Genomic DNA, 19730 nt, shown 5'->3' with positions numbered 1-19730 from the left:
TCGGGGCCGTGTGAGCGGTGACGGTAGGGAAGCGGTGTGAAGCGGAGAGTGCCCGCGCCGTTTCGGCGCGGTAACAGTCCGTCAGGAGGCCTTCACCCGAGCGGCGGACGGTCCTTGCCGGGCGGGCCGGCGAAGGCCTGGGCGATCGGCAGCCAGGCGCGGGCGGTGTCGCCCTCGGCGGTCAGCCCGAGATCGTCCAGGTGGCGGCGGCGGGTCACCAGCAGGCAGAAGTCCAGGGCCGGACCGGTCACCCGGTCCGCCGCGTCCACCGGCCCCCACTCCCAGAACTCTCCTGCCGGGCCGATCAGTTCGACCCTTACCGGGTCGGTGGGCGCGGGCCGCCCGTGCACCGCGAAGGCGAAGCCCATGGTGCGCACCCCGAGGTGCGCGACGTGCCGCAGCCGGGCGGTCGGCTCCCGGCGGGCGCCGAGCGCGTCGGCGACGTCCTGGCCGTGCGCCCAGGTCTCCATCAGCCGGGCGGTCGCCATCGAGGCGGGCTTCATCGGCGGGCCGAACCAGGGCAGCCGGGTGCCGTCCGGGACGGCGGCCAGCGCCGCCAGCAGCTCCCGGCGGCCCGTCCGCCAGCGCGCCAGCAGCGCCGCCGGGTCCTCGCGGGCGCCCTCGGCCGCGCCCCGGTCGACGGCGTCGTAGCCGTACTCGAACTCCCGCTGCACGGCGGCGTGGAAGGCCTCCGGGTCGCCGGTCGCCAGCAGTGACCAGTGGTCGGTCCAGGCGAGGTGGGCGAGCTGGTGGGCGACCGTCCAGCCCTCGGCCGGGGTGGCGGTGGCCATGCCGGCCGCGTCGAGGTCCGCGACCAGGGCGTCCAGGGCGTCGTTCTCGGCCCGCAGGTCGTCCAGCAGGGCGGTGATGTCGGTCATGCGTTCCTCTCTCGGTGGGACCGGTCTCGTCCGAGACGGGTCGTGTCGCGCCCCTCCCCAAGCCCCGGGGCCCGTGTGAGAATCGCCCGGTGACGAGCGCAGCCCCCGAACCTCCGGACGCGCGCGCCGCCGAGCTGGTCGAAGCCGCGGTGCTCGCCGACCTCGCCCGCCGGGTCGTCGCCGACTGCGGCGCGGACGTGGGGCTGGTCGGGGTGCCCGACGGTCCGGACGGGATGGTGCTGCGCCACTGGGCCGGTACCCGCGCGGACCTCCTGCACAACCTCCGCGTCCCGGCCGGCACCGGGCTCGGCGGCCGGGCGCTCGCCGAGCGGGCGCCGACCTGGGTCGCCGACTACCGGGCGGCGACCACGATCTCGCACCACTACGACGCCGCGGTGGGGGCCGACGACCTGTACGCGATGCTCACCGTGCCGCTGGTGAACGGCGGCCGGGTGCACGGCGTGGTGTACGCGTCGATGCGGTCGGTGGTGCCGTTCGGCGACGTCCGGATCGGCTCGGTGAACGACCTGGCCCGCACCGCGACCCGGGCGATCGCGGGGGCCGCGGCGTGGGCCGGGCGCTCGTCCGGCCCGGGCACCGGCGCCCGGCTGACCCCGCGTGAGCACGAGGTGCTGCGCTGGGCGGCGACCGGCCGGACGAGTCCGGAGATCGCCGCCCGGCTCGGCCTCGCCGGCACCACCGTGACCGGCTACCTGAAGGGCGCGATGCACAAGCTCGGCGCCCGCAACCGGGTGGAGCTGCTGGTCACCGCCCGCCGGCACGGGCTGATCAGTTGACCGTGCGCTCCCGGCCCGCCCAGTAGGGCTCGCGCAGCCGGAACTTCTGCAGCTTGCCGGTGGTGGTGCGCGGCAGCGTCTGCCGGAACTCCACCGAGGTCGGCGCCTTGTAGCCGGCCAGGCGCTGCTTGCAGTGCGCGATCAGCTGCTCCTCGTCGGCGTCCGCGCCCTCGCGGAGCACCACCAGGGCCTTGATCGTCTCGCCCCACTTCTCGTCGGGGACACCGATCACTGCCACCTCGGCGACGGCCGGGTGGTCGTAGAGGCAGTCCTCCACCTCGATCGAGGAGACGTTCTCGCCGCCGGTGATGATCACGTCCTTCTTGCGGTCGGAGATGGTGAGGTAGCCGTCGGTCATGGTGCCGCCGTCGCCGGTGTGGAACCAGTCGTCGCGCAGCGCGGCGTCGGTCTCGTCGGGCCGCTCCCAGTAGCCGTCGAGGACGGTGTTGGAGCGCACCAGCACCTCGCCCTCCTCGTCGACGCGGATCGTGGTGCCGAGCGACGGGGCGCCGGCCCGGACGAGCCGCTCGGCGCGTTCGGCGGTGGAGAGGCCGTCCCACTCGGCGCGGGTGCGGTTGACCGTCACCACCGGGGAGGTCTCGGTGAGGCCGTAGATCTGCAGGAACTCCCAGCCGAGTTCGCGCTCCACCCGCTCGATCACCGAGGTCGGCGGCGGGGCGCCGGCCACCACCATGCGGACCCGGTCGCGGCCGGGCACCGGCCCGTCCCAGGTCTCGGCGGCGGCGAGCACCATCGACACCACGGCCGGCGCCCCGCACAGGAAGGTCACCCCGTGCTCCGCGACGCGGCGCAGGATCTCGGCGCCGTCCACCTTGCGCAGCACGATGTGCTGTCCGCCGAGCCCGGTGATCACGTACGGCAGGCCCCAGCCGTTGGCGTGGAACATCGGCAGGGTGTGCAGGTAGACGTCCCGGTCGCTCGCGCCGAAGTGCAGGCCCATCAGCGTGGCGTTGAGCCAGAGGTTGCGGTGGGTGAGGCGGACGCCCTTGGGGCGGGCGGTCGTCCCGCTGGTGTAGTTGATCGTCGCGGTGTCGGACTCGGCGACCGGGTGGCGGACGGGCTCCCGGTCGAAGGCGTACAGCTCCCGGTCGCTCTCCTCGCCGAGCACGAACCGGTGCCGGGCGGGCACCCCGGCCAGCGCGTCCGCGACCTCCGGGTCGAGGAGCAGGACGGACGCCCCGCTCTGCTCGACGATGTACGCCACCTCCTCGGCCCGCAGCCGGAAGTTGACCGGCACCAGGACCCGGCCGAAGCCGCTCACCCCGTACAGCGAGGTCATCAGCCGGGCCGAGTTGTGCGACACGACCGCGACCCGCTCGCCGGGGCCGACGCCGAGCCGGTCCAGCCCGGCGGCCTGCGCCCGGGCCAGTTCGGCGACCCGGCGGTAGGTGACGTCGCCCCAGGATCCGGCGGGCTGCGCGGGCTCGTCGACGATCCCGACCCGGTCGCCGTAGACCAGCTCGGCCCGGTCGAGGAAGTCCATCACGGTGAGTGGAGTCTGCATGGGGTCACTGTGCCCGCGGCCCGCGCACCGCGGACACCCCCGATCGGGGGTGTTACCCGGACGGAGTACCGGCCGCCGCGTCGGTGCGGGCACGCGGTGCGCGCGGCGGATGCTGGGGGTGACAGGGCGGCGGACGGAACGGGCGGGTGCGGCATGGCGGAGATCGTGGTGTTCGGGGCGAACGGGGCGATCGGCCGGTGCATCGTCACCGAGGCGCTGGCGCGCGGCCACCGGGTGACCGCGGCCGTCCGCGACCCGGCCAAGTACCAGGGGCTGAGCGGCGAGGTGATCCGCGGCGACGTGCTGGTGGCCGAGGACGTGGCCCGGGCGGCGGAGGAAGGGACGTCCTGGTCAGCGCGGTCGGCGGCGGTGACGGCCCCGGCCACCTGCGGCTGATCGAGCCGGCGGCCCGCTCCCTGGTGGCGGGCCTGCGGCTGCTCGGGGCCGACGCGCCGCGGCTGATCGCGGTCGGCGGCGCCGGCAGCCTGGAGACCGCGCCCGGTGTCCGGGTCTGGGACACCCCGGGCCTGCCGGCCCCGGTGCTGCAGATCATGCACGCGCACGGCGACGCGCTGGCGTTCTACCGGACGGTGTCCGACATCCGCTGGACGGTGCTCAGCCCGGCCGCCACCATCGAGCCGGGTGAGCGCACCGGCGAGTACCGCACCGACACCGACCGGCTGGTGATCGACGCGGAGGGCCGCAGCCGGATCAGCGTCCCGGACTTCGCGGTGGCGCTGGTGGACGAGATCGAGCAGCCGCAGCACCTCGGCGAGCGCTTCACCTGCGCGCGCTGACCGGCGCCGGCCGGCGGCGGGGGCGGTCAGCCGAGCTGGACGGAGCGCTTGGCCAGACCCATCCAGAAGCCGTCGATCACGCTGCGCTGCGCGCCGAGGTCGGCCTCGCCGGCGCCGAGGGTGACGAACAGCGGCGCGAAGTGCTCGGTGCGCGGGTGGGCGAGCCGCCCGGCCGGGGCCTTGTGCTCGAAGTCGAGCAGGGCGTCCAGGTCGCGGGCCTCCAGGGCGCGCCGGCCCCAGTCGTCGAACTCGGCCATCACCGAGGTCACCCGGCCGTCGGTGCTCAGCGCCCGCAGGTTGTGGGTGAAGAACCCGCTGCCGACGATCAGCACGCCCTCGTCGCGCAGCGGGGCGAGCCGGCGCCCGATCTCCAGCAGCCGCCCGGGGTCGAGGGTCGGCAGCGAGATCTGGAGCACCGGGATGTCGGCGTCCGGGTACATCTCGACCAGCGGCACGTAGGCGCCGTGGTCGAGGCCGCGATCGGGGACGTCCTGCACCGGGGTGCCGGCGGTGCGCAGCAGCTTGCGGACGTTCTCGGCGAGCCCGGGCGCGCCCGGGGCGGCGTACCGGACGCGGTAGTAGTGCTCCGGGAAGCCCCAGAAGTCGTACACCAGGGGCAGCGGGGTGGTGGCGCCGATGGCGAGCGGCGCCTCCTCCCAGTGGGCGGAGACCATCAGGATGGCGGTGGGGCGCGGCAGGTCGGCGGACCAGGCGGCGAGCTGGCCGGGCCAGACCGGGTCGTCGGCCAGCGGGGGCGCGCCGTGCGAGAGGTAGAGGGCGGGCATGCGCCCGGGGGCGGCGGTGCTCATCGGGATCGTCCTCCGTGCCGGTGCGGCGGGCTGGGTGCTCGGTGCCGGGTGCGGGCGGGGGTGCCGCCCAGGCGATGGTTCAAGTTTGAACCTTCTGGGGTCGACGGTACACCTTCATTCAAATTTGAACAATGGCGGTAGGATGGCCCCCATGGACGAACCCCGTTGGCTGAACGAGAACGAGATGGCCGCCTGGCGCGGCTTCCTCGCGGCCACCAACCTGGTCGCCCGGCACCTGGAGCGGCAGCTCAAGGAGGACGCCGGCCTCTCGCACACCCAGTACGAGATCCTCGTCCAGCTCTCCGCCGTCCCCGAGGGATCGCTGCGGATGACCGACCTGGCCGACCGCCTGATCACCTCCAAGAGCGGACTCACCTACCAGATCGGCCAGTTGGAGCGCGGCGGGCTGGTCTCCCGACGCTCCTGCCCGAGCGACGTGCGCGGCGTCTTCGCCGAGATCACCGAGCAGGGCCGGGAGGTGCTGCGGGACGCCGCCCCCGGCCACGTCGCCGCCGTCCGCGAGGCGCTGATCGACGTCCTCAGCCCCGAACAGCTGGCCGGACTCGCCGACAGCCTGGGCACGGTCGGCCGCCGGCTGCGCGGCCGCGACGGCTGAGCCGCCCGCCGGCACGGCTCACCCAGCGGGTGAGCACAGCAGGGCCGCCCGAAGGTCGAGGCGGTCCTCCAGCCGGGCCAGGCTGCGCCCGGTGAGCTCCTCGATCCGCCGGATCCGGTAGTGCACCGTGTTCACGTGGATGTGCAGCGCCTCCGCCGTCCGGGCCCAGGAGCCGTCGTGCGCGAGGAACGTCCCCAGGGTGTCCAGCAGCGACACCGCGTTCGCCCGGTCGTGGGCGGCCACCGGGCCCAGCAGCCGGCGGTGGAACGCCCCGGTCACCTCGGTGGGGATGCCGTGCAGCAGGGAGGCCAGGGAGACCTGGTCCGCGCTGGCGCCGACCGCGGCGGCGGGGGCCGCGTCGAGCGCGTAGCCGGCCTGGACGAGGCCGCCGCGCAGCTCCGGGCCGGTCGGCCGGACGGTCGGTCCGACCCCTGCCCGCAGGGCCTGCCGCCGCGTCAGGTTCCGCTGCAGCGCCGGCCAGGCCTCGCGCAGCGCGGCCGTCACCGCCGCCGCCGGGGCCGCGACCAGGGCGGCGGCACCCTCCCGGCCGTCCGGCGCGGCCGCGAACGCCGCGCCCGTCCGCTCCAGTGCCTCGGCCAGCGCGGCGGCCGCCCACACCGGCGGCCCGCCGTCGATCCGGGCCGCGACCGGGGTGAGTGCGGCCTGTTCGGGCAGGCCGACGGCGGCCAGCGCGTCCGGCAGCCCGGGGAGTCCCGCTCCAGCAGGTCGAGCAGCCGGGCCGCGCCGCGGCGGCGGGCGGCGGCCACCGCCCGGGCCCGCGCGGCCTGCGGGCCGAGCAGTTCGGCGAGCCCGCGCAGCACGGTGGCCGCCGCGGGATCGGGCCGATTTTGCGGTCGGAGCAGCCAGCCGTCGAACGGTGAGTCCCCGGCGCCGCCGACCGGCACGGCGGAGGCCGGTTCGGAGCCGTGGCCGGCCGCGGCGGCGACCGTCGGCGGCGTGGTCGTGGTCGCGGTGGCCAGCACCCGTCCGCCGGTGGTGGTGATGGAGCAGTCCGGGAGCCCCAGCCGGGCGGCGGCGTGCGCGAGCAGCCGGGCCGGCGGGGCGTCCGTGTGCATCAGGGCGACCAGCTCGCCGCGGACGGCCTCCGGGACGGCCGCGACCTCCGGCGAGCGGGCCTGGAGGTCGCCCCACAGCCGGAGGTAGACCCGGTCGGTGACGGCCCGGAAGCTGGTGCCCGCGGGCACCGCGAGCAGGGGATGCCGTGCGTGCGGCAGGCGTCGACCAGCGGAGCCGGGACGCTGCCGTGGGTGCCCTCGCCGGCCAGCAGCGCGGCGACCTCCGCGCTGCGCAGCGAGGTGGCGAAGCGGGCCGCGGCCCGGGCGTCCTCCGGGCGCCACCAGACCAGGCCGGTGAGGACGAGCTCGCCGGGCTGGAGGTAGCGCGCCGGGTCCTGGAGGTCGGTGGAGGTGACCCCGGTGACCGGGCGCTCCAGGAGGTCGGGCGTGGCCCAGGCCACGCCGATGTCCAGCCCGTCCAGTTCCAGCAGGTCCCCGACGATCATCTGTTGCTCCTTGTTGCCCGACGTTCTGCCGCGCCCCTCGCCGATGCGAGTTCGAGGCGGCCAAGGGCATCGTAAATGCAAGTTCTCGGAACGTCCGCCCGCCTTGTCGGATCGCCCAGCGGGGCTGTTCCGGGCGGCCCGCGGGCCCGGCGGACCGCCCAGTTGCGCCCCTCCGTCCGATCTGGCACATACCAGGTGCGAGACCACTTCTGCATGGCAGATGCCGGTGAATATCGGGCGACAGGCGCGTATCGGCGAGCCCTTCCGGGTATCGACCCTCCGGGTCGCAAGGGGCGGCCCGGGAGGGAACGCCGATGAGCAGCCCTGTCAGACCCGCAGTCCGCTTCCACGGCCGGCTCGAACTGCCGCTGGAGCTGACCGTCGACGAGCTCCGGGCGCTGCCCGCCCACCGTGTCCGGGTCACCTTCGACTGCCTGGGCAGCGGCCCGCAGGAGCACGGCTTCGAGGGCCCCAGGCTCTGGGACGTGCTGCGCGCGGCCCGCCCCCGGGTCGACCTGCGCGGCCGCAGGCAGCGGCTGCGGCTGCTGCTGGACGTGGCCGGTGCCGACGGCCACCGCGCGGTGCTGTCCTGGGCGGAGATCGACCCGGAGTTCGGCGGCCAGCAGGTCCTGCTGGCGACCAGCATCGACGGCACGCCGCTGGACGACGCCGGTCCGCAGCTGGTCGTCCCGGCGGACGTCTGCGGGGCGCGCTACGTCAGCGGCATCACCGAGGTCTGGGTCGGCGAGCCGCAGCACTGACCGCACCGCCCGCCGCCGGTCCGAGGGGCGGGCTCAGGGCAGGTCGACGGCCCGGACGCAGAGCACGTCCGGCAGGTGCGAGGCGACCATCGACCAGGTGTCGCCCTCGTCGGCGCTGGCGAACACCTCGCCGTTGCGGTTGCCGAAGTACACGCCGACCGGGTCCGCGTCGTCGGTGCACAGCGCGTCGCGCAGCACCACCCCGAAGTGCGGCTGGTCCGGCAGACCGGCGGAGAGCGGCTGCCAGGTCTCGCCGGCGTCCCGGGTGCGGAAGACCCGGCACCGGTTGCCGACCGGCAGCCGGGAGAAGTCCGCGTTGAGCGGGAAGAGGTACGCGGTGCCGCCCGTCCGCGGGTGGGCCGCCAGCCCGAAGCCGAAGACGGCGGGCAGCCCGGCGCCCACGTCCGTCCAGCTGGTGCCGTTGTCGTCGCTGCGGTACACCCCGCCGTGGTTCTGCAGGTAGAGCCGGTCGGGGTCGGCGCCGTCCCGGGCGACCTTGTGCACGCACTGGCCGAACTCCGGGAAGTGGTCCGGCAGGAACTCGGCGCGGATGCCGCTGTTGGACGGCGACCACGTCCCGCCGGCGTCCTTCGTCCGGTAGACGCCGCCGGTGGAGACGGCGACGGTCACCGCCTGGGCGTCCCGGGGGTCGGTGAGCACGGTGTGCAGGCCCTGGCCGCCGAAGCCGGCGTTCCACTCGCTGCGCTGCGGGTGGTTCCAGAGCGACTCGACCAGCGCGAAGCTCTCGCCGCGGTCGTCGGAGCGGAACAGGGCCGCGGGCTGCGTCCCCGCGTAGACGGTGTCCGGCGCCTCGTCGCCGGCGGGCTGGAGCTGCCAGACCCGCTCCAGCGAGGTGCCGGTGTGTGCGGGGAACCGCACCGCCGGGGCGGCCGGCTCCTGCCAGGTCGCCCCGAGGTCGTCGGACCACCACACCGACGGGCCCCAGTGACTGGAGTCGGCCCCGGCCAGCAGCCGCACCCGGCCGCCGCGGCGGTCGATCCCCACCGAGTACACGGCGTTCATCGGGAAGTGCGGCCCGGTGAACTCCCAGGTCCTCCGGTCGGCGCTCCGGCCGAGGAAGAGGCCCTTCTGGGTCCCCACGGCCACCAGCAGTTCTGACATCCCTACCACCTGGTCCCGGACGGTCCACGGCCCCCGGGCCAGTCTGCTACCCGGGCGGGGGCCGCGCACGCCACCGCGCCGGGGCCGACGCAGCGTCACCTGCCGTCGCGGTACGCCTCCAGCAGCCGCAGCCAGACCTCGGAGACCGTCGGGAAGGCCGGGACGGCGTGCCAGAGCCGGGCCAGCGGCACCTCGCCGACCACCGCGACCGTGGCGGCGTGCAGCAGTTCGGCGATGCCGGGGCCGACGAAGGTCGCGCCGACCACGACCTCGCGGTCCAGGTCGACCACCATCCGGGCCCGGCCGGTGTACCCGTCGGCGTACAGGCTCGCGCCGGCCACCGCACCGAGGTCCTGGTCGACGGCGCGCACCCGCAGCCCGGCCCGTTCGGCCGCGGCCAGGGTCAGCCCGACCGAGGCGGCCTCCGGGTCGGTGAACACCACCTGCGGCGGGCCCGCCGGGTCGGCGCTGGCCGCGTGCACGCCCCAGCGGGCGGTGTCGGGCCGCTCGCCGCGGGCCCGGGCGGCGATCGCGGCGCCCGCGATCCGCGCCTGGTACTTGCCCTGGTGGGTCAGCAGCGCCCGGTGGTTGAGGTCGCCCGCCGCGTACAGCCAGCCGCCGGGCACGTCCGCCACCAGGCAGTCCTCGCCGACCGCGGGCCAGGAGCCCGGCTCCAGCCCGACGCTCTCCAGCCCGAGATCGGCGGTCTGCGGGCGCCGCCCGGTCGCGTACAGCACCTCGTCGGCGACGATCTCGTCGCCGTCGTCGAGGGTGAGCCGGACCTTGCCGGACCGGCCGGCGGCGACCACCTCGGTGAACCGGCGGATCTCCACGCCGGCCGCGGCGAGCCCGTCCGCGACCAGCTCGCCCGCGAACGGCTCCATCCGGCCGAGCAGGTGCCCGCCGCGGACCAGCAGGACGACCTCGCTGCCGAGCGAGCGCCAGGCCGCCGCCATCTCCACCGCCACCACGCCGCCGCCGACCACCGCGAGCCGCCGCGGCACCATGGTCGCGCCGGTGGCCTCCCGGTTGGTCCACGGGCGGGCGTCGGCGAGCCCGGGGTGTCGGGCAGGTCCGGCACGCTGCCGGTGCACAGCGCCACCGCGTGACGGGCCGTCAGGGTGCGGCCGTCGTCGACCCGGACGGTCCGTTCGCCCACCAGTCGGCCGTGCCCGCGGACGAGCTCGATGCCCGCCCCGCGCAGCCAGGCGACCTGGTCGTCGTCCTTCCAGTGGTCGGCGAAGGCGTCCCGCCGGGCCAGCACGGCCGCCGCGTCCAGCGTGTCGCCGACCTCGATCCCGGGCACCGCCCGGGCGTGGGCGGCCGCCGCGCCCGGGCGCAGCAGCGCCTTGCTCGGCATGCACGCCCAGTAGGAGCACTCGCCGCCGACCAGCTGCTGTTCCACCAGCACCGTGCGCAGCCCCGCCGCGGCCGTCCGGTCGGCGAGGTTCTCGCCGGTCGGGCCGCCGCCGACCACCACCACGTCGTACTCGTCCGCCGCGTACCCGTCCGTTGCGCCCACCCTCGTCCTCGCTCTCCGCCGCCGCCGTGTCCCGGCCCATCCTCGCGGGTGGCCGGGCGCGGCGGCGGGGCTTTCGGGGGCGTGTCGGGCCGGTCAGAGCACCGCCGGTGCCGGCTCGTCGCCGAGCGGCCGTTGCGGATCGGGGTCGCGCATCAGCCGCTGCGGGCGGCGCAGCAGCAGGTAGCCGAGACCGGCCAGGCCCACCACGCCGGTGCCCAGCAGGGCGGCCCAGACCTGGTACCAGGGCGCGCCGGGCGGTGCCAGCACGGCCCGCGGCCAGCAGATGTTGACCACCTCCAGGCCCGTCCAGAGCACAGCGAGCACGTTCAGCGGGGTGCCCCACCGCCCGTACGAGACCTCGCCGGCCGGGCGCCAGGTGCCGCGCAGCCGGGCGGTCAGCGACACGGCGGTGAGCAGGAAGAACGGCACGAAGGTGGCGGCCGTGCCGAAGGTGATCAGCGACCCCATCGCGGCCGACCGCAGGCCGAGCGGCAGCGCGGCGCAGCTGACCAGGGTGGCGGCGACCAGGCCGCCGATCGGGGCCTGGTGCCGGTTGACCTTCCGCACCTGGGCGGAGAACGGGAACACGCCGTCGCGCGCCAGCGAGTACAGGCCGCGGGCGGCGCCGCCCTGGGAGGCCATCAGGCAGGCGGTGAAGCTGACGAGCACGACCAGCACGAAGGGCTTGGCGGACCAGTCGCCGAAGCCCGCGGTGACCGCGGTGGTGACCGGGTCGAGGTCCTCGCCGGAGACCACCTTCGCCGGGTCCGGGTGGGCGAGCCCGACCGAGACGGCGTTGAGGATCACCACCGCGCCGACGCCCAGCAGCGACCAGCGCATCGCCCGGGGCACCTGGCGGGCGGCGTCCTTGGTCTCCTCGGCGGTGGAGACGCAGGCGTCGAAGCCGATGAACGCCCAGCCGCCGACCGCGACCACGGCCAGGAAGGACATCGCCGGCGTGCTGCCGGTCGCCGCCGGCGCGCCGAGGGTGTCGGTGAGCAGCCCGAAGCCGTGCTGCCGGAAGAACAGCAGCAGCGCCAGCCCGACCAGGACGGAGGCGACGGCCTCGGCGGCGATCCCGAGCGAGACGAACCACCGCAGCAGGGTGATCCCGTACGCGTTGACCAGGGTGCAGGCCAGCAGGAAGCCCACCGCCGTCAGGACCAGCTCCGCCGGGCCGGGCACGGCACCGAACAGGGCGAAGAACCACGGCGCGGCCAGGTAGGCGACGGTGGTGTTGGCGAACATCACGGCGAACTGCCACAGCCAGCCGGTCATCCAGGCGAAGGACGGCCCGGCGAGGCGGCGGCTCCACTGGTAGGCGCCGCCGGCCAGCGGCCACTGGGAGGCGAGTTCGGAGTAGACGCAGACCACCAGCAGCTGGCCGAGCAGGCAGACCGGCAGGGCCCACACCCAGGCGCCGCCGTCCACGCTGGTGCCGACCTGGGCGACCGCGTACAGGCCGACCACGGGCGAGACGACGGCGAATCCCATCGCGATGTTGCCGAGCACCCCGAGGCTGCGGCGCAGCTCCTGCCGGTAGCCGAGGGCCGCCAGCCGCTCCGCGTCGCCGGATGCCGGGGGTCTGGGTGGGGTGGGGTTCATCAGCGGTCCGCCTTCCCGTCGACTAAAACTAACTTTGTTAGTCCAGGACCGTAGCCGCTGCCCACCGCCGACGGAAGACACCGACACCAGGCTGTAACGTGGCCGCCCGGGCGCACCGCATCCGGCCGGGCGCAGGACGGAGGGCGGCGCCGTGGGGCGACCCGGCAGGGCACTGCTGAGCAGGGCGGCCATCGCGCGCGCGGCCCTCGACGTGGTCGACGAGACCGGCGCCGACGGCCTCACCATGCGGGCCCTCGCCGACCGCCTCGGCGTCAAGGCCGCCTCGCTCTACAACCACGTCGCGAGCAAGGACGAACTCCTCGACGCCCTCGCCGAACTCGTCAACGCCGAGATCGACCTCGGCCCGCTCGACGACCCCGACTGGCGGGCCGGCCTCACCGGCTACCTCCGCGGCTACCGCGGCGTCTTCCTGCGGCACCCGCACACCATCGCGCTGCTCGCCCGCCGCCGGGTCGAGGCCGACCGCCAGCTGCTCACCTACGACGCCCTGCTCGCCGCGCTCGGCCGCGCCGGACTCACCCCCGCGGACGCGGCCGAGGCGGCCGCCGCCCTCGACTACCTCGTGCTCGGCTCCGCCCTGGAGACCTTCACCGCGGGCTTCACCCGCCCGGCGGCCGACTACCGGCCCCGCTACCCCGCCCTCGCCGGCGCCCTGGACGCCTCCGCCGTGCGCGGCCCAGGGCTCGACGACCGGGGCTTCGAGCTGGCCCTCGGCCTGCTCCTCGACGGCCTCGCCGCCCGCGCCCGGAGCACCTGACCGCCGCCGCGCCCGCCCGGCACCCGGAACACGGACGCGCCGCGCCCCGGACGGCCCGTCCGGGGGCGCGGCGCGTCGGCTGCGGCGGCGCGGTCAGGCCTGCGCCTCGGCCTCGGCCTTGGCGCGCGCCTTCGCCACCCCGGCGTGCACCTCCGCCATGTCCAGCGTGCGGGCCTGGCCGATCAGGTCCTCCAGCGCGTTCTCCGGCAGCGCACCGGGCTGGGCGAACACCAGGACACCCTCGCGGATGATCGCCAGGGTCGGGATCGACTGCACGTCGAAGGCGGCGGCCAGCTCCTGCTGCGCCTCCGTGTCCACCTTGGCGAACACGATGTCCTCGTGCCGCTCCGACGCGCGGTCGAAGATCGGCCCGAACATCCGGCACGGACCGCACCACTCGGCCCAGAAGTCGATCAGGACGAAGTCCTTGCCCTCCGGACCGGGAACGATGTCGTCGAAGTTCTCGGTGGTCAGTTCGACCGTGCTCATGGTGTCCTACCTGCCCTTCGGGAGTGGGTCCGGTGGCGTCAACGGACCCGGCGTCGGGGGTATTCCGGACGGCCGCCGGGGCCGCCGCCGGGAAAACACCGCCGGGACTGAGTCGGACGCCCCGCGAATCCGTATCCCCTGGTGCGGGCGCGCCGTACACGCCCGGACCGAACCCACCCCGACCGTCTGGGGGAATCCGCCATGACCGTCTCCCGCCGTGCCGCCCTGTTCGCCGCATCCGGCGCCGCCGTCGCCGCCCTGGTCGCCGGGTGCGGTTCCAGCGGTTCCAGCGGCTCCGGTTCCGCAGCCTCCACCGTCCCGGCCGCGCCGTCGGCCCCGTCCTCCGGGTCGGGCACCGCCACCGGATCGGGGACGGGGCAGAGCACCGGCGCCACCGTCCTGAAGACCGCCTCCTCGGCCTACGGGACGATCGTCACCGACGGCAACGGCTTCACGCTCTACCGCTTCGACCACGACACCGCCTCGCCGCCGGCCTCGAACTGCAACGGCGGCTGCGCCACCCTCTGGCCCCCGGTGGTCGCCACCGGCGGCACCCCCAGCTCAAGGGCATCGACGCCAAGCTGGTCTCCACGGTGACCCGCGCGGACGGCACCAGGCAGGTCACGCTCAACGGCTGGCCGCTCTACCGCTACAGCCAGGACAGCAAGCCCGGCGACACCAAGGGCCAGGGCTTCGGCGGGATCTGGTTCGTGACCGCGCCGAACGGGTCGAAGATCACCGCCGCGGCGAGCCCGTCCGGCGGCTCCTCCGGCGGCTCCTCGGGCGGCGGCTACGGCTACTGACCGGCCCCGCACCGGGGCGGACGACGACAGCAGGGGCCCCGGTGGGAGGGCCCACGGAGCCGGGCCGCCGAACCGGCACTCGACCTGGAGGTGCGTGTGCGCAAGGATGGCGCTGTGACCGAGCATCCGTCCCCGTGGCGGCCGGGAGCCGACGGTCCGCAGCAGCGCGCGGATCCGTCGCGGGCGCCCGACGAGGAACTGATGCGGGCCCTCTACCAGGAACACGCCGGCCCGCTGTTCGGCTTCGTGCTCCATCTGGTCGCGGGCGACCGGCAGCGCGCCGAGGACGTCGTCCAGGAGACGCTGCTCCGGGCCTGGCGCAACATCCACCGCCTCGACCCGACCGCCGGCGGGTCCCTGCGCCCCTGGCTGGTCACCGTCGCCCGGCGGATCGTGATCGACGGCCACCGCAGCAGCCTGGCCCGCCCCCGCGAGGTCGACCCCGCCCCACTGGAACTGCTGCCCGCCGAGGACGAACTCGAGAAGGCCCTGCGGCTGATGACGATCTCCGACGCGCTCGACGACCTGACCGACGCGCACCGCGAGGTCATCGTGGAGACGTACTTCATGGGACGTACCGTCAACGAGGCGGCCGCCGCGCTCGGCATCCCCGGGGACGGTCAGGTCGCGCATCTTCTACGGGCTGCGAGCCCTGAAGATCGCGCTGGAGGAACGAGGAGTGACATCGTGACGCCGCACCACGAGCACGACGGCGCGGACGACCGCGAGGGCCGCGCCGACCCGGGCGTCCCCGACAGCCCGCACGTCGACGTCGGCGCCTACCTCCTCGGCGTCCTCGACCCCGAGGACCACGAGCGCTTCGAACGCCACCTCGTCGCCTGCCCGGCCTGCAACGCCGAGATCGACGAACTCTCCGGTGTCGCACCGCTGCTCGCCGAACTCGCCGGGACGGGTTCGGTGGCCCCCGGGCCGCCGCCCCAGCTCCTGGACCGCCTGGTGGACGAGGTCACCGCCACCCGGCGCCGCCACCGCGTCCGCCGCCTCGCACTGGTCGCGGCCGCCGCCGTGCTGGTGGTCGGCGGCCCGCTGGCCACCCTCGCGGCCACCGGCCACGACCAGCCCAGGCCGCCGGTCGCCGCCGCGCAGTTCACCGCCACCGACCCGGCCACCGGTGTCTCCGCCGCCGTCGGTGTCCAGGGCGAGGCGTGGGGCAGCCGGATCAGCCTCGCCCTGAGCAACGTCCGCGGCCCGCAGACCTGCGACCTGGTCGCCGTCTCCCGGACGGGCGAGCGGCAGACCGTCACCACCTGGTCCATTCCGCCGATCGGCTACGGCACCGAGGCCCTCAACACCAGCGGCGGGGCCGCGTTCCACCCCTCCGACATCGACCACTTCGAGGTCCGGGTGCTCGACGGCGGCAGCCTGCTGGTCTCCGTCCCGGCCCACACCGTCTGACGGCCGGCGCACCGGCGCACCGGCGCACCGGCGCTCGGGCCGGCGGACCGGTTCAGACCGGGGCGAAGACCCTGGCCAGGACGGCCGCGAGCCCGGCCGGGTCGGCCGGCCGGACCCGGGCCGCCAGGTAGCCGTCCGGGCGGATCAGGAACGCCTCGCCGTCACGGGCCGCGTAGGCGGTGCGGAACTCGTCGCGGCCGTCCTGGACAGCGGCGACGGGCAGGCCGTCCAGGACCGCGTCGGCGGGCAGCACGGCGTAGTGGTCCAGTTCGCCGTGGGTGGCCCGGCGGGCGGCGTCGGCGCAGGCGGCGAGCAGGTCGGGGTCGGCGTCCGGGCCCGGGTGCATCAGGAGGGTGTGCCGGGTGCCGCGCAGCAGGTCGAACAGCCGCACCGGGTGGGCGGCCAGGGCCTGGCGCAGCCCCCGCAGTCCGGCGCCCGGTCGCCCGGCTGCACGTCCCCGCCGCTGCCGTCCGGCCCGGTGAGGGGCCCGCCGCGGTAGTTGACCAGCAGCTGGGCCTCGCGCAGCAGCACGGTCTCCAGGCTCTCGCCGTCCGTCCCCACGCCGGCCCGCGCGTGCCGGACGGTCCGCCCCACCACCTCCTCGCCGATCGGGTGGCGCTCGGCGTGGTAGCTGTCGAGCAGGCGGTCGCCGGCCCGGCCGCGGACGGCGAGCGCGAGCTTCCAGCCGAGGTTGTAGGCGTCCTGGATGCCGGTGTTCATGCCCTGGGCGCCGGTCGGCGGGTGGATGTGGGCCGCGTCCCCCGCGACGAACACCCGGCCCGAGCGGTAGCGGTCCACCAGGCGGTGACTGATCCGGAAGACCGACGACCAGCGCAGCGCCGAGGCGGTGGTGGGCTGCGGGGAGAGCCGGTCCAGCACCGCCTGGATGTGCCGCAGCTCCGGGGTGCGGCCCGTCTCCAGGCCGTGTGCGACGCCGTCGCCCGCATCGTCGTCCAGCAGGTCGGGGGCCACGACCATGGACATCCGGTAGCGGCGTACGCCGGGGAGCGGGATGCAGACCAGGATGTCGGGGGCCGCGCCGTCCGGGGCGTGCCGGGTCGACCGGACGCCGTAGCCGGCGGGCAGGTCCCAGTCGACCTCCACGTCGCCCAGCATGTACTGCTCGGTGAAGGCGCCGCCCTCGAAGGCGAGCCCGAGGATCCGCCGCACCCGGCTGTGCGCGCCGTCGCAGCCGACCAGGTAGCGGCAGCGGACGGTCTCCCGGCCGCCGGCGCCCGCCAGCACGGCCTCGACGCCGTCCGGGTCCTGCTCGAAGGAGACCAGCTCGGTGCCGCGCTCCACCCCGGTGCCGTGGCGGGCGAGCAGGTCGGTGAGGAGTTCCTCGGTCGTGTACTGGGGCAGCGCGGCGAACCGGTAGGGGATCCCGGGCGGCAGGTCGAGCTCGATCCGGGGCCCCGGCCGGCCGTCGACGAACATCAGCTGGCCGCGCATCGGCACGGCCGCCGCGAGCGCAGCCCGGGCCAGGCCCATGGTGTCCCAGATCTCCAGGGTCCGCGGCTGCACGCCGACGGCCTTCGCGTAGCGCAGGGGCTCGGCGAGCCGGTCCACGATCCGGCACTCGACGCCCCGCCGCCGGAGCTCGACCGCGGCCGTCAGCCCGACCGGCCCCGCGCCGACCACCAGTACGTCCGTGTCCACCATGCGCGTCTCCCGGGCTCGGGGCTTCCCCTCCAGCCTGCGCAGCCGCACCGGTCGCCGCCACTCGCGCCGGTCGCCGTCACCCGCCCCGGGACCGGCGCCCCGGCGGGCCGGGGCGCCGGCCCGCCTCGGCGGCGACGAGGCGGCGCAGGGTCCGGCCGCAGCGCCGGGCGTACGCCCGCTGGGCGGGCGGGACGAGCGGGCCGGCCAGGCGGGTGTACCAGCGGCCCGGGCGGCTGAAGGCGACGACGGTGAACCAGACCGTGCCGTCGTCGGCGAGCTCGACGGTGAACGACTCCTCGCCGCACTCGGGGTGGCCGGCCAGGGTGCCGTAGGCGAAGCCGGTCAGGGTCGGCCCGTAGGCCGTCCACACCACCTCGCAGGGCGCCGTGATCCGGACGGGGCCGAGGCCGATCGTGCAGGTCACCCGGGTGCCGAGGGCGGCCCGGTCGGCGTCGGCGGTGATCCGGACACCGGCCGCCCGGTGCATCCGCCACGTGGTGACGGCCCGCCCGGCCGCGGCGAGTGCGGCCGGGCCGTGGCCGACCGCGGTGCGGTGGCGCAGGTGGTGGTAGCCGGCCGGCAGTGGGCCGGGGCGGGTGACCGCGCCGACCTCGGGATAGCTGAGGGTCATCGGTGGTCCTCCTGGAGCCGGCGGCGGGTCGAAGGCGCCCGAGGCGGCCACTGCCGACTCTACGGGCAGAAATGAACGTGTTCAATATTTCAGGTGCGCCGACCGCGCCAGGCGCACACTGGGGGAGGAAGGAGGCCACGCCCGCCCCTGCCGGGCCGGCCCGGAACCCCCGGTGCGACCGGTGGCCGGGAACGCGGCGTGGACGCCCGCCATGGCACCGAAACCGCTGATCTGCCCCCGCTGCGGCAGGGAGCAGCGCGTCGTCCCCGGAGGTCCCCAGCGCGCGGCGAAGGTCGTCCACGCCGACACCGGACGCGAGGACTGCGCCGCCGCCGAGGCCGGGGCTCCGGGCACCCCCGGCCGCTGAGCCCCCGCGCCGTCGCCCGTCCGCCCCCGGCCGGGATTGGCGGCGCACCCGCCCGCGGCGCACGCTGGAGAGGAAACCTCAGGAGGTGGCGGCCATGCACACACTGGTCGGATGGCACATCGAGCTGGAGTTCGAGGAGGAGGGCGACCGGACGAAGGCGGTTGCACTGGTCCGCCTCTCCGACGGCTCGGAGGTCCGCTCGCACGGCTACAGCACCCGGCATCACGCCGACAGCCCGCAGCCCAGGGTCGGCGAGGAGGTCGCCGGGGCCAGGGCCCTCAACGACCTCGCGATGCAGCTGCTCACCAAGGCGCACGGCGAACTGAAGGCGGGCGCCGAGCCCACCGGTCCGCTGATGTAGCGGGGCCCGGGGTCAGCCGGCTGCGCCGACCGCGGCCGGCCGGTCCCCGGCGGCCCCGGCCCGCGACCGTTCGGCCCGGCGCACCGCCGGCACCGTCGCCGCCCCCGCCGCCGCGAACACCGCGCCCAGCACCAGCCAGCCGGGCGCGCCGCCGCCGAGCACCAGCCAGGTCAGCAGCAGCGGCCCGACGGTGCGCGCGACGGCCACGCCCGTCCCGAAGAAGCCCTGGTACTGGCCCTGGCGGTCGGCCGGGGCCAGCCCGAAGCCGATCTCCCACGACCCGGCGCCCAGCATCAGCTCGCCCGCCACCTGCAGCGCCGCGGCGACCAGCAGCGCCGCGGCGGCCGCCCACGCGGAGGAGCTCGCCGCCGACACCGCGAACACCGCGCAGGATGCCGTCAGCAGCGCCCCGGCCCGGCGGACGAAGCGGGCCGCCGACGCCAGGCCGGTCACCCGCCGCGCCACCCGGACCTGGCAGAGCACCACGGTCAGCGTGTTCAGCACCAGCAGCGCCGCCGTGAGCCAGTCCGGCGCCGCTGTCCGCTCCACGATCCACAGCGGCACGATCAGCGACAGCAGCGGCATGTAGAGCAGCAGGGCCGTGTTGAGCAGGGCCACCACGGCGTACGGGCGGTCGCGCAGCACCGCCAGCCGGGGCTCGCCCGCGGCCCGGGCGGGCGCCGGGGGCACCGGCGGCAGCCGGACGAGCAGCACCGCCGCGACCAGGAAGCCCAGCACGTCCATCGCCAGCACCGCGCGGTACCCCGCGGGGGTGTCCAGGTGCAGGGCCACGCCGCCGACCGCGGCGCCGACCGCCAGGCCCGCGTTGACCGTCGACTGGAGGTGGGCCCGGATCTCCGTCCGCCGGGCCGGCTCCACCAGGCCGGCCAGCAGCGCCTGCCGGGCCGCCGACAACCCGCTCTGCGCGCAGCCGTACAGCACCGTGCCGACCAGGAACAGCGGGAACGACCCGGCGGCCAGGAAGACCCCGACCGCGGCGGCGGTGCCGACCGCCAGCATCGCGGCCACGCCGCGCGGGCCACGCCGGTCCGCGAGGTGGCCCAGCGGCACGCCGGCCACCGCGCCGACCGCCCAGCCGAGCGTCAGGCCGAGGCCGACGCCGGTCGCCGACAGCCCCACCACCCGGGTGAAGTACAGCGCCGAGCAGACCAGGTAGGCGCCGTCGCCGATCGCGTTGGCGAGCTGCGCGCCGGCCAGGGCCCGCCCCGGGCCCGCCGGCGGGATCAGCCTGCTCGCTGCCATGACGGG

General features: G+C 75.9%; 19 protein-coding genes and 4 pseudogenes. 11 read left to right on the top strand and 12 right to left on the bottom strand.

The features are described from left to right. Positions 1–92: 92 nt before the first annotated feature. Positions 93–878: a TIGR03084 family metal-binding protein gene (locus ABEB13_RS11015; RefSeq protein WP_345705360.1), complete on the bottom strand. Its 786-nt coding sequence runs from the start codon at positions 876–878 to the stop codon at positions 93–95. 89 nt (positions 879–967) lie between these two features. On the opposite strand from ABEB13_RS11015, the gene ABEB13_RS11010 reads away from it, so the two are divergent. After that, complete coding sequence (locus ABEB13_RS11010) at positions 968–1675, top strand: helix-turn-helix transcriptional regulator (protein ID WP_345705359.1); 708 nt, start codon at positions 968–970, stop codon at positions 1673–1675. Here ABEB13_RS11010 and ABEB13_RS11005 read toward each other — a convergent pair. Next, positions 1668–3200: an AMP-binding protein gene (locus ABEB13_RS11005; protein ID WP_345705358.1), complete on the bottom strand. Its 1533-nt coding sequence runs from the start codon at positions 3198–3200 to the stop codon at positions 1668–1670. The two genes, ABEB13_RS11010 and ABEB13_RS11005, sit on opposite strands and share 8 nt — an antisense overlap. 153 nt (positions 3201–3353) lie before the next feature. On the opposite strand from ABEB13_RS11005, the pseudogene ABEB13_RS11000 reads away from it, so the two are divergent. After that, positions 3354–3997 (top strand): annotated as a pseudogene (locus ABEB13_RS11000) (NAD(P)-dependent oxidoreductase). A gap of 26 nt (positions 3998–4023) precedes the next feature. On the opposite strand, the gene ABEB13_RS10995 reads toward ABEB13_RS11000, so the two are convergent. Next, positions 4024–4806, bottom strand: coding sequence for a dioxygenase family protein (locus ABEB13_RS10995; RefSeq protein ID WP_345705357.1), 783 nt, complete (start codon positions 4804–4806; stop codon positions 4024–4026). 151 nt (positions 4807–4957) lie between these two features. Here ABEB13_RS10995 and ABEB13_RS10990 point away from each other — a divergent pair, with 151 nt between their 5' ends. Beyond that, positions 4958–5422 (top strand): MarR family winged helix-turn-helix transcriptional regulator, encoded by a 465-nt coding sequence (locus ABEB13_RS10990; RefSeq protein ID WP_100890936.1) that lies wholly within the window; start codon positions 4958–4960, stop codon positions 5420–5422. A gap of 18 nt (positions 5423–5440) precedes the next feature. Here ABEB13_RS10990 and ABEB13_RS10985 read toward each other — a convergent pair whose 3' ends face one another. Both ABEB13_RS10985 and ABEB13_RS10980 read right to left on the bottom strand, forming a co-directional pair. Further along, positions 5441–6040: a PucR family transcriptional regulator gene (locus tag ABEB13_RS10985; protein ID WP_345705356.1), complete on the bottom strand. Its 600-nt coding sequence runs from the start codon at positions 6038–6040 to the stop codon at positions 5441–5443. A gap of 457 nt (positions 6041–6497) precedes the next feature. Continuing rightward, on the bottom strand, positions 6498–6944 hold the full coding sequence (locus ABEB13_RS10980; RefSeq protein ID WP_345705355.1) for a PucR family transcriptional regulator ligand-binding domain-containing protein: 447 nt from the start codon (positions 6942–6944) through the stop codon (positions 6498–6500). A 314-nt stretch (positions 6945–7258) separates the two neighbouring features. Here ABEB13_RS10980 and ABEB13_RS10975 point away from each other — a divergent pair, with 314 nt between their 5' ends. Then, positions 7259–7705, top strand: a complete 447-nt coding sequence (locus ABEB13_RS10975; protein WP_345705354.1) for a molybdopterin-dependent oxidoreductase — start codon at positions 7259–7261, stop codon at positions 7703–7705. A gap of 33 nt (positions 7706–7738) precedes the next feature. On the opposite strand, the gene ABEB13_RS10970 is transcribed toward ABEB13_RS10975, so the two are convergent. The 3 genes and pseudogenes from ABEB13_RS10970 to ABEB13_RS10960 form a co-directional block, all read right to left on the bottom strand. Continuing rightward, positions 7739–8827, bottom strand: a complete 1089-nt coding sequence (locus ABEB13_RS10970) for a WD40/YVTN/BNR-like repeat-containing protein (RefSeq protein ID WP_345705353.1) — start codon at positions 8825–8827, stop codon at positions 7739–7741. Between the two features lie 95 nt (positions 8828–8922). Then, positions 8923–10349 (bottom strand): annotated as a pseudogene (locus tag ABEB13_RS10965) (dihydrolipoyl dehydrogenase family protein). Positions 10350–10442: 93 nt separating this feature from the next. Next, positions 10443–11954, bottom strand: a complete 1512-nt coding sequence (locus ABEB13_RS10960; RefSeq protein ID WP_345705352.1) for an APC family permease — start codon at positions 11952–11954, stop codon at positions 10443–10445. 151 nt (positions 11955–12105) lie between these two features. On the opposite strand from ABEB13_RS10960, the gene ABEB13_RS10955 reads away from it, so the two are divergent. Then, positions 12106–12732: a TetR/AcrR family transcriptional regulator C-terminal domain-containing protein gene (locus tag ABEB13_RS10955; protein ID WP_345705351.1), complete on the top strand. Its 627-nt coding sequence runs from the start codon at positions 12106–12108 to the stop codon at positions 12730–12732. 93 nt (positions 12733–12825) lie between these two features. Here the strand turns inward: ABEB13_RS10955 and trxA are convergent, their stop codons facing one another. After that, on the bottom strand, positions 12826–13221 hold the full coding sequence (gene trxA / locus ABEB13_RS10950; protein WP_345705350.1) for a thioredoxin: 396 nt from the start codon (positions 13219–13221) through the stop codon (positions 12826–12828). Between the two features lie 201 nt (positions 13222–13422). Between trxA and ABEB13_RS10945 the strand changes: the two genes are divergently transcribed. The 4 genes and pseudogenes from ABEB13_RS10945 to ABEB13_RS10930 all read left to right on the top strand — a co-directional run bounded on the left by ABEB13_RS10945 (position 13423) and on the right by ABEB13_RS10930 (position 15440). Further along, the gene (locus tag ABEB13_RS10945) at positions 13423–13818 is read left to right on the top strand and encodes a COG4315 family predicted lipoprotein (RefSeq protein ID WP_345705349.1); all 396 of its coding nucleotides are present in this window, start codon (positions 13423–13425) and stop codon (positions 13816–13818) included. Next, entirely contained in the window at positions 13815–14024 is a 210-nt protein-coding gene (locus ABEB13_RS10940) for a COG4315 family predicted lipoprotein (RefSeq protein ID WP_345705348.1), read from the top strand. The genes ABEB13_RS10945 and ABEB13_RS10940 overlap by 4 nt, the downstream gene beginning before the upstream one ends. Positions 14025–14225: 201 nt before the next feature. Next, positions 14226–14715 (top strand): annotated as a pseudogene (locus ABEB13_RS10935) (sigma-70 family RNA polymerase sigma factor). Further along, the gene (locus ABEB13_RS10930) at positions 14712–15440 is read left to right on the top strand and encodes an anti-sigma factor family protein (protein WP_345705347.1); all 729 of its coding nucleotides are present in this window, start codon (positions 14712–14714) and stop codon (positions 15438–15440) included. Before ABEB13_RS10935 ends, ABEB13_RS10930 begins: the two are co-directional and overlap by 4 nt. A 52-nt stretch (positions 15441–15492) precedes the next feature. Here the strand turns inward: ABEB13_RS10930 and ABEB13_RS10925 are convergent. Together ABEB13_RS10925 and ABEB13_RS10920 are read right to left on the bottom strand one after the other, a co-directional pair. Next, positions 15493–17102: pseudogene (locus ABEB13_RS10925) on the bottom strand (FAD-dependent monooxygenase). A 76-nt stretch (positions 17103–17178) separates the two neighbouring features. Beyond that, positions 17179–17733, bottom strand: coding sequence for a DUF1990 domain-containing protein (locus ABEB13_RS10920; protein ID WP_345705346.1), 555 nt, complete (start codon positions 17731–17733; stop codon positions 17179–17181). A 211-nt stretch (positions 17734–17944) separates the two neighbouring features. On the opposite strand from ABEB13_RS10920, the gene ABEB13_RS10915 reads away from it, so the two are divergent. Together ABEB13_RS10915 and ABEB13_RS10910 are read left to right on the top strand one after the other, a co-directional pair. Then, a complete protein-coding gene (locus ABEB13_RS10915) occupies positions 17945–18100 on the top strand; it encodes a hypothetical protein (protein ID WP_345705345.1) in 156 nt (51 codons plus the stop codon). Positions 18101–18194: 94 nt separating this feature from the next. Beyond that, positions 18195–18461 (top strand): DUF1876 domain-containing protein, encoded by a 267-nt coding sequence (locus ABEB13_RS10910; protein WP_345705344.1) that lies wholly within the window; start codon positions 18195–18197, stop codon positions 18459–18461. Positions 18462–18473: 12 nt separating this feature from the next. Here ABEB13_RS10910 and ABEB13_RS10905 read toward each other — a convergent pair whose 3' ends face one another. Next, entirely contained in the window at positions 18474–19724 is a 1251-nt protein-coding gene (locus tag ABEB13_RS10905; protein WP_345705343.1) for an MFS transporter, read from the bottom strand. Positions 19725–19730 lie beyond the last annotated feature (6 nt).

The sequence above is a fragment of the Kitasatospora paranensis genome, assembly GCF_039544005.1.
Taxonomy (GTDB): Bacteria; Actinomycetota; Actinomycetes; order Streptomycetales; family Streptomycetaceae; genus Kitasatospora; species Kitasatospora paranensis.
Note: the sequence above shows the minus strand (reverse complement) of the source record. Positions and strands in the feature narration are given on the sequence as shown.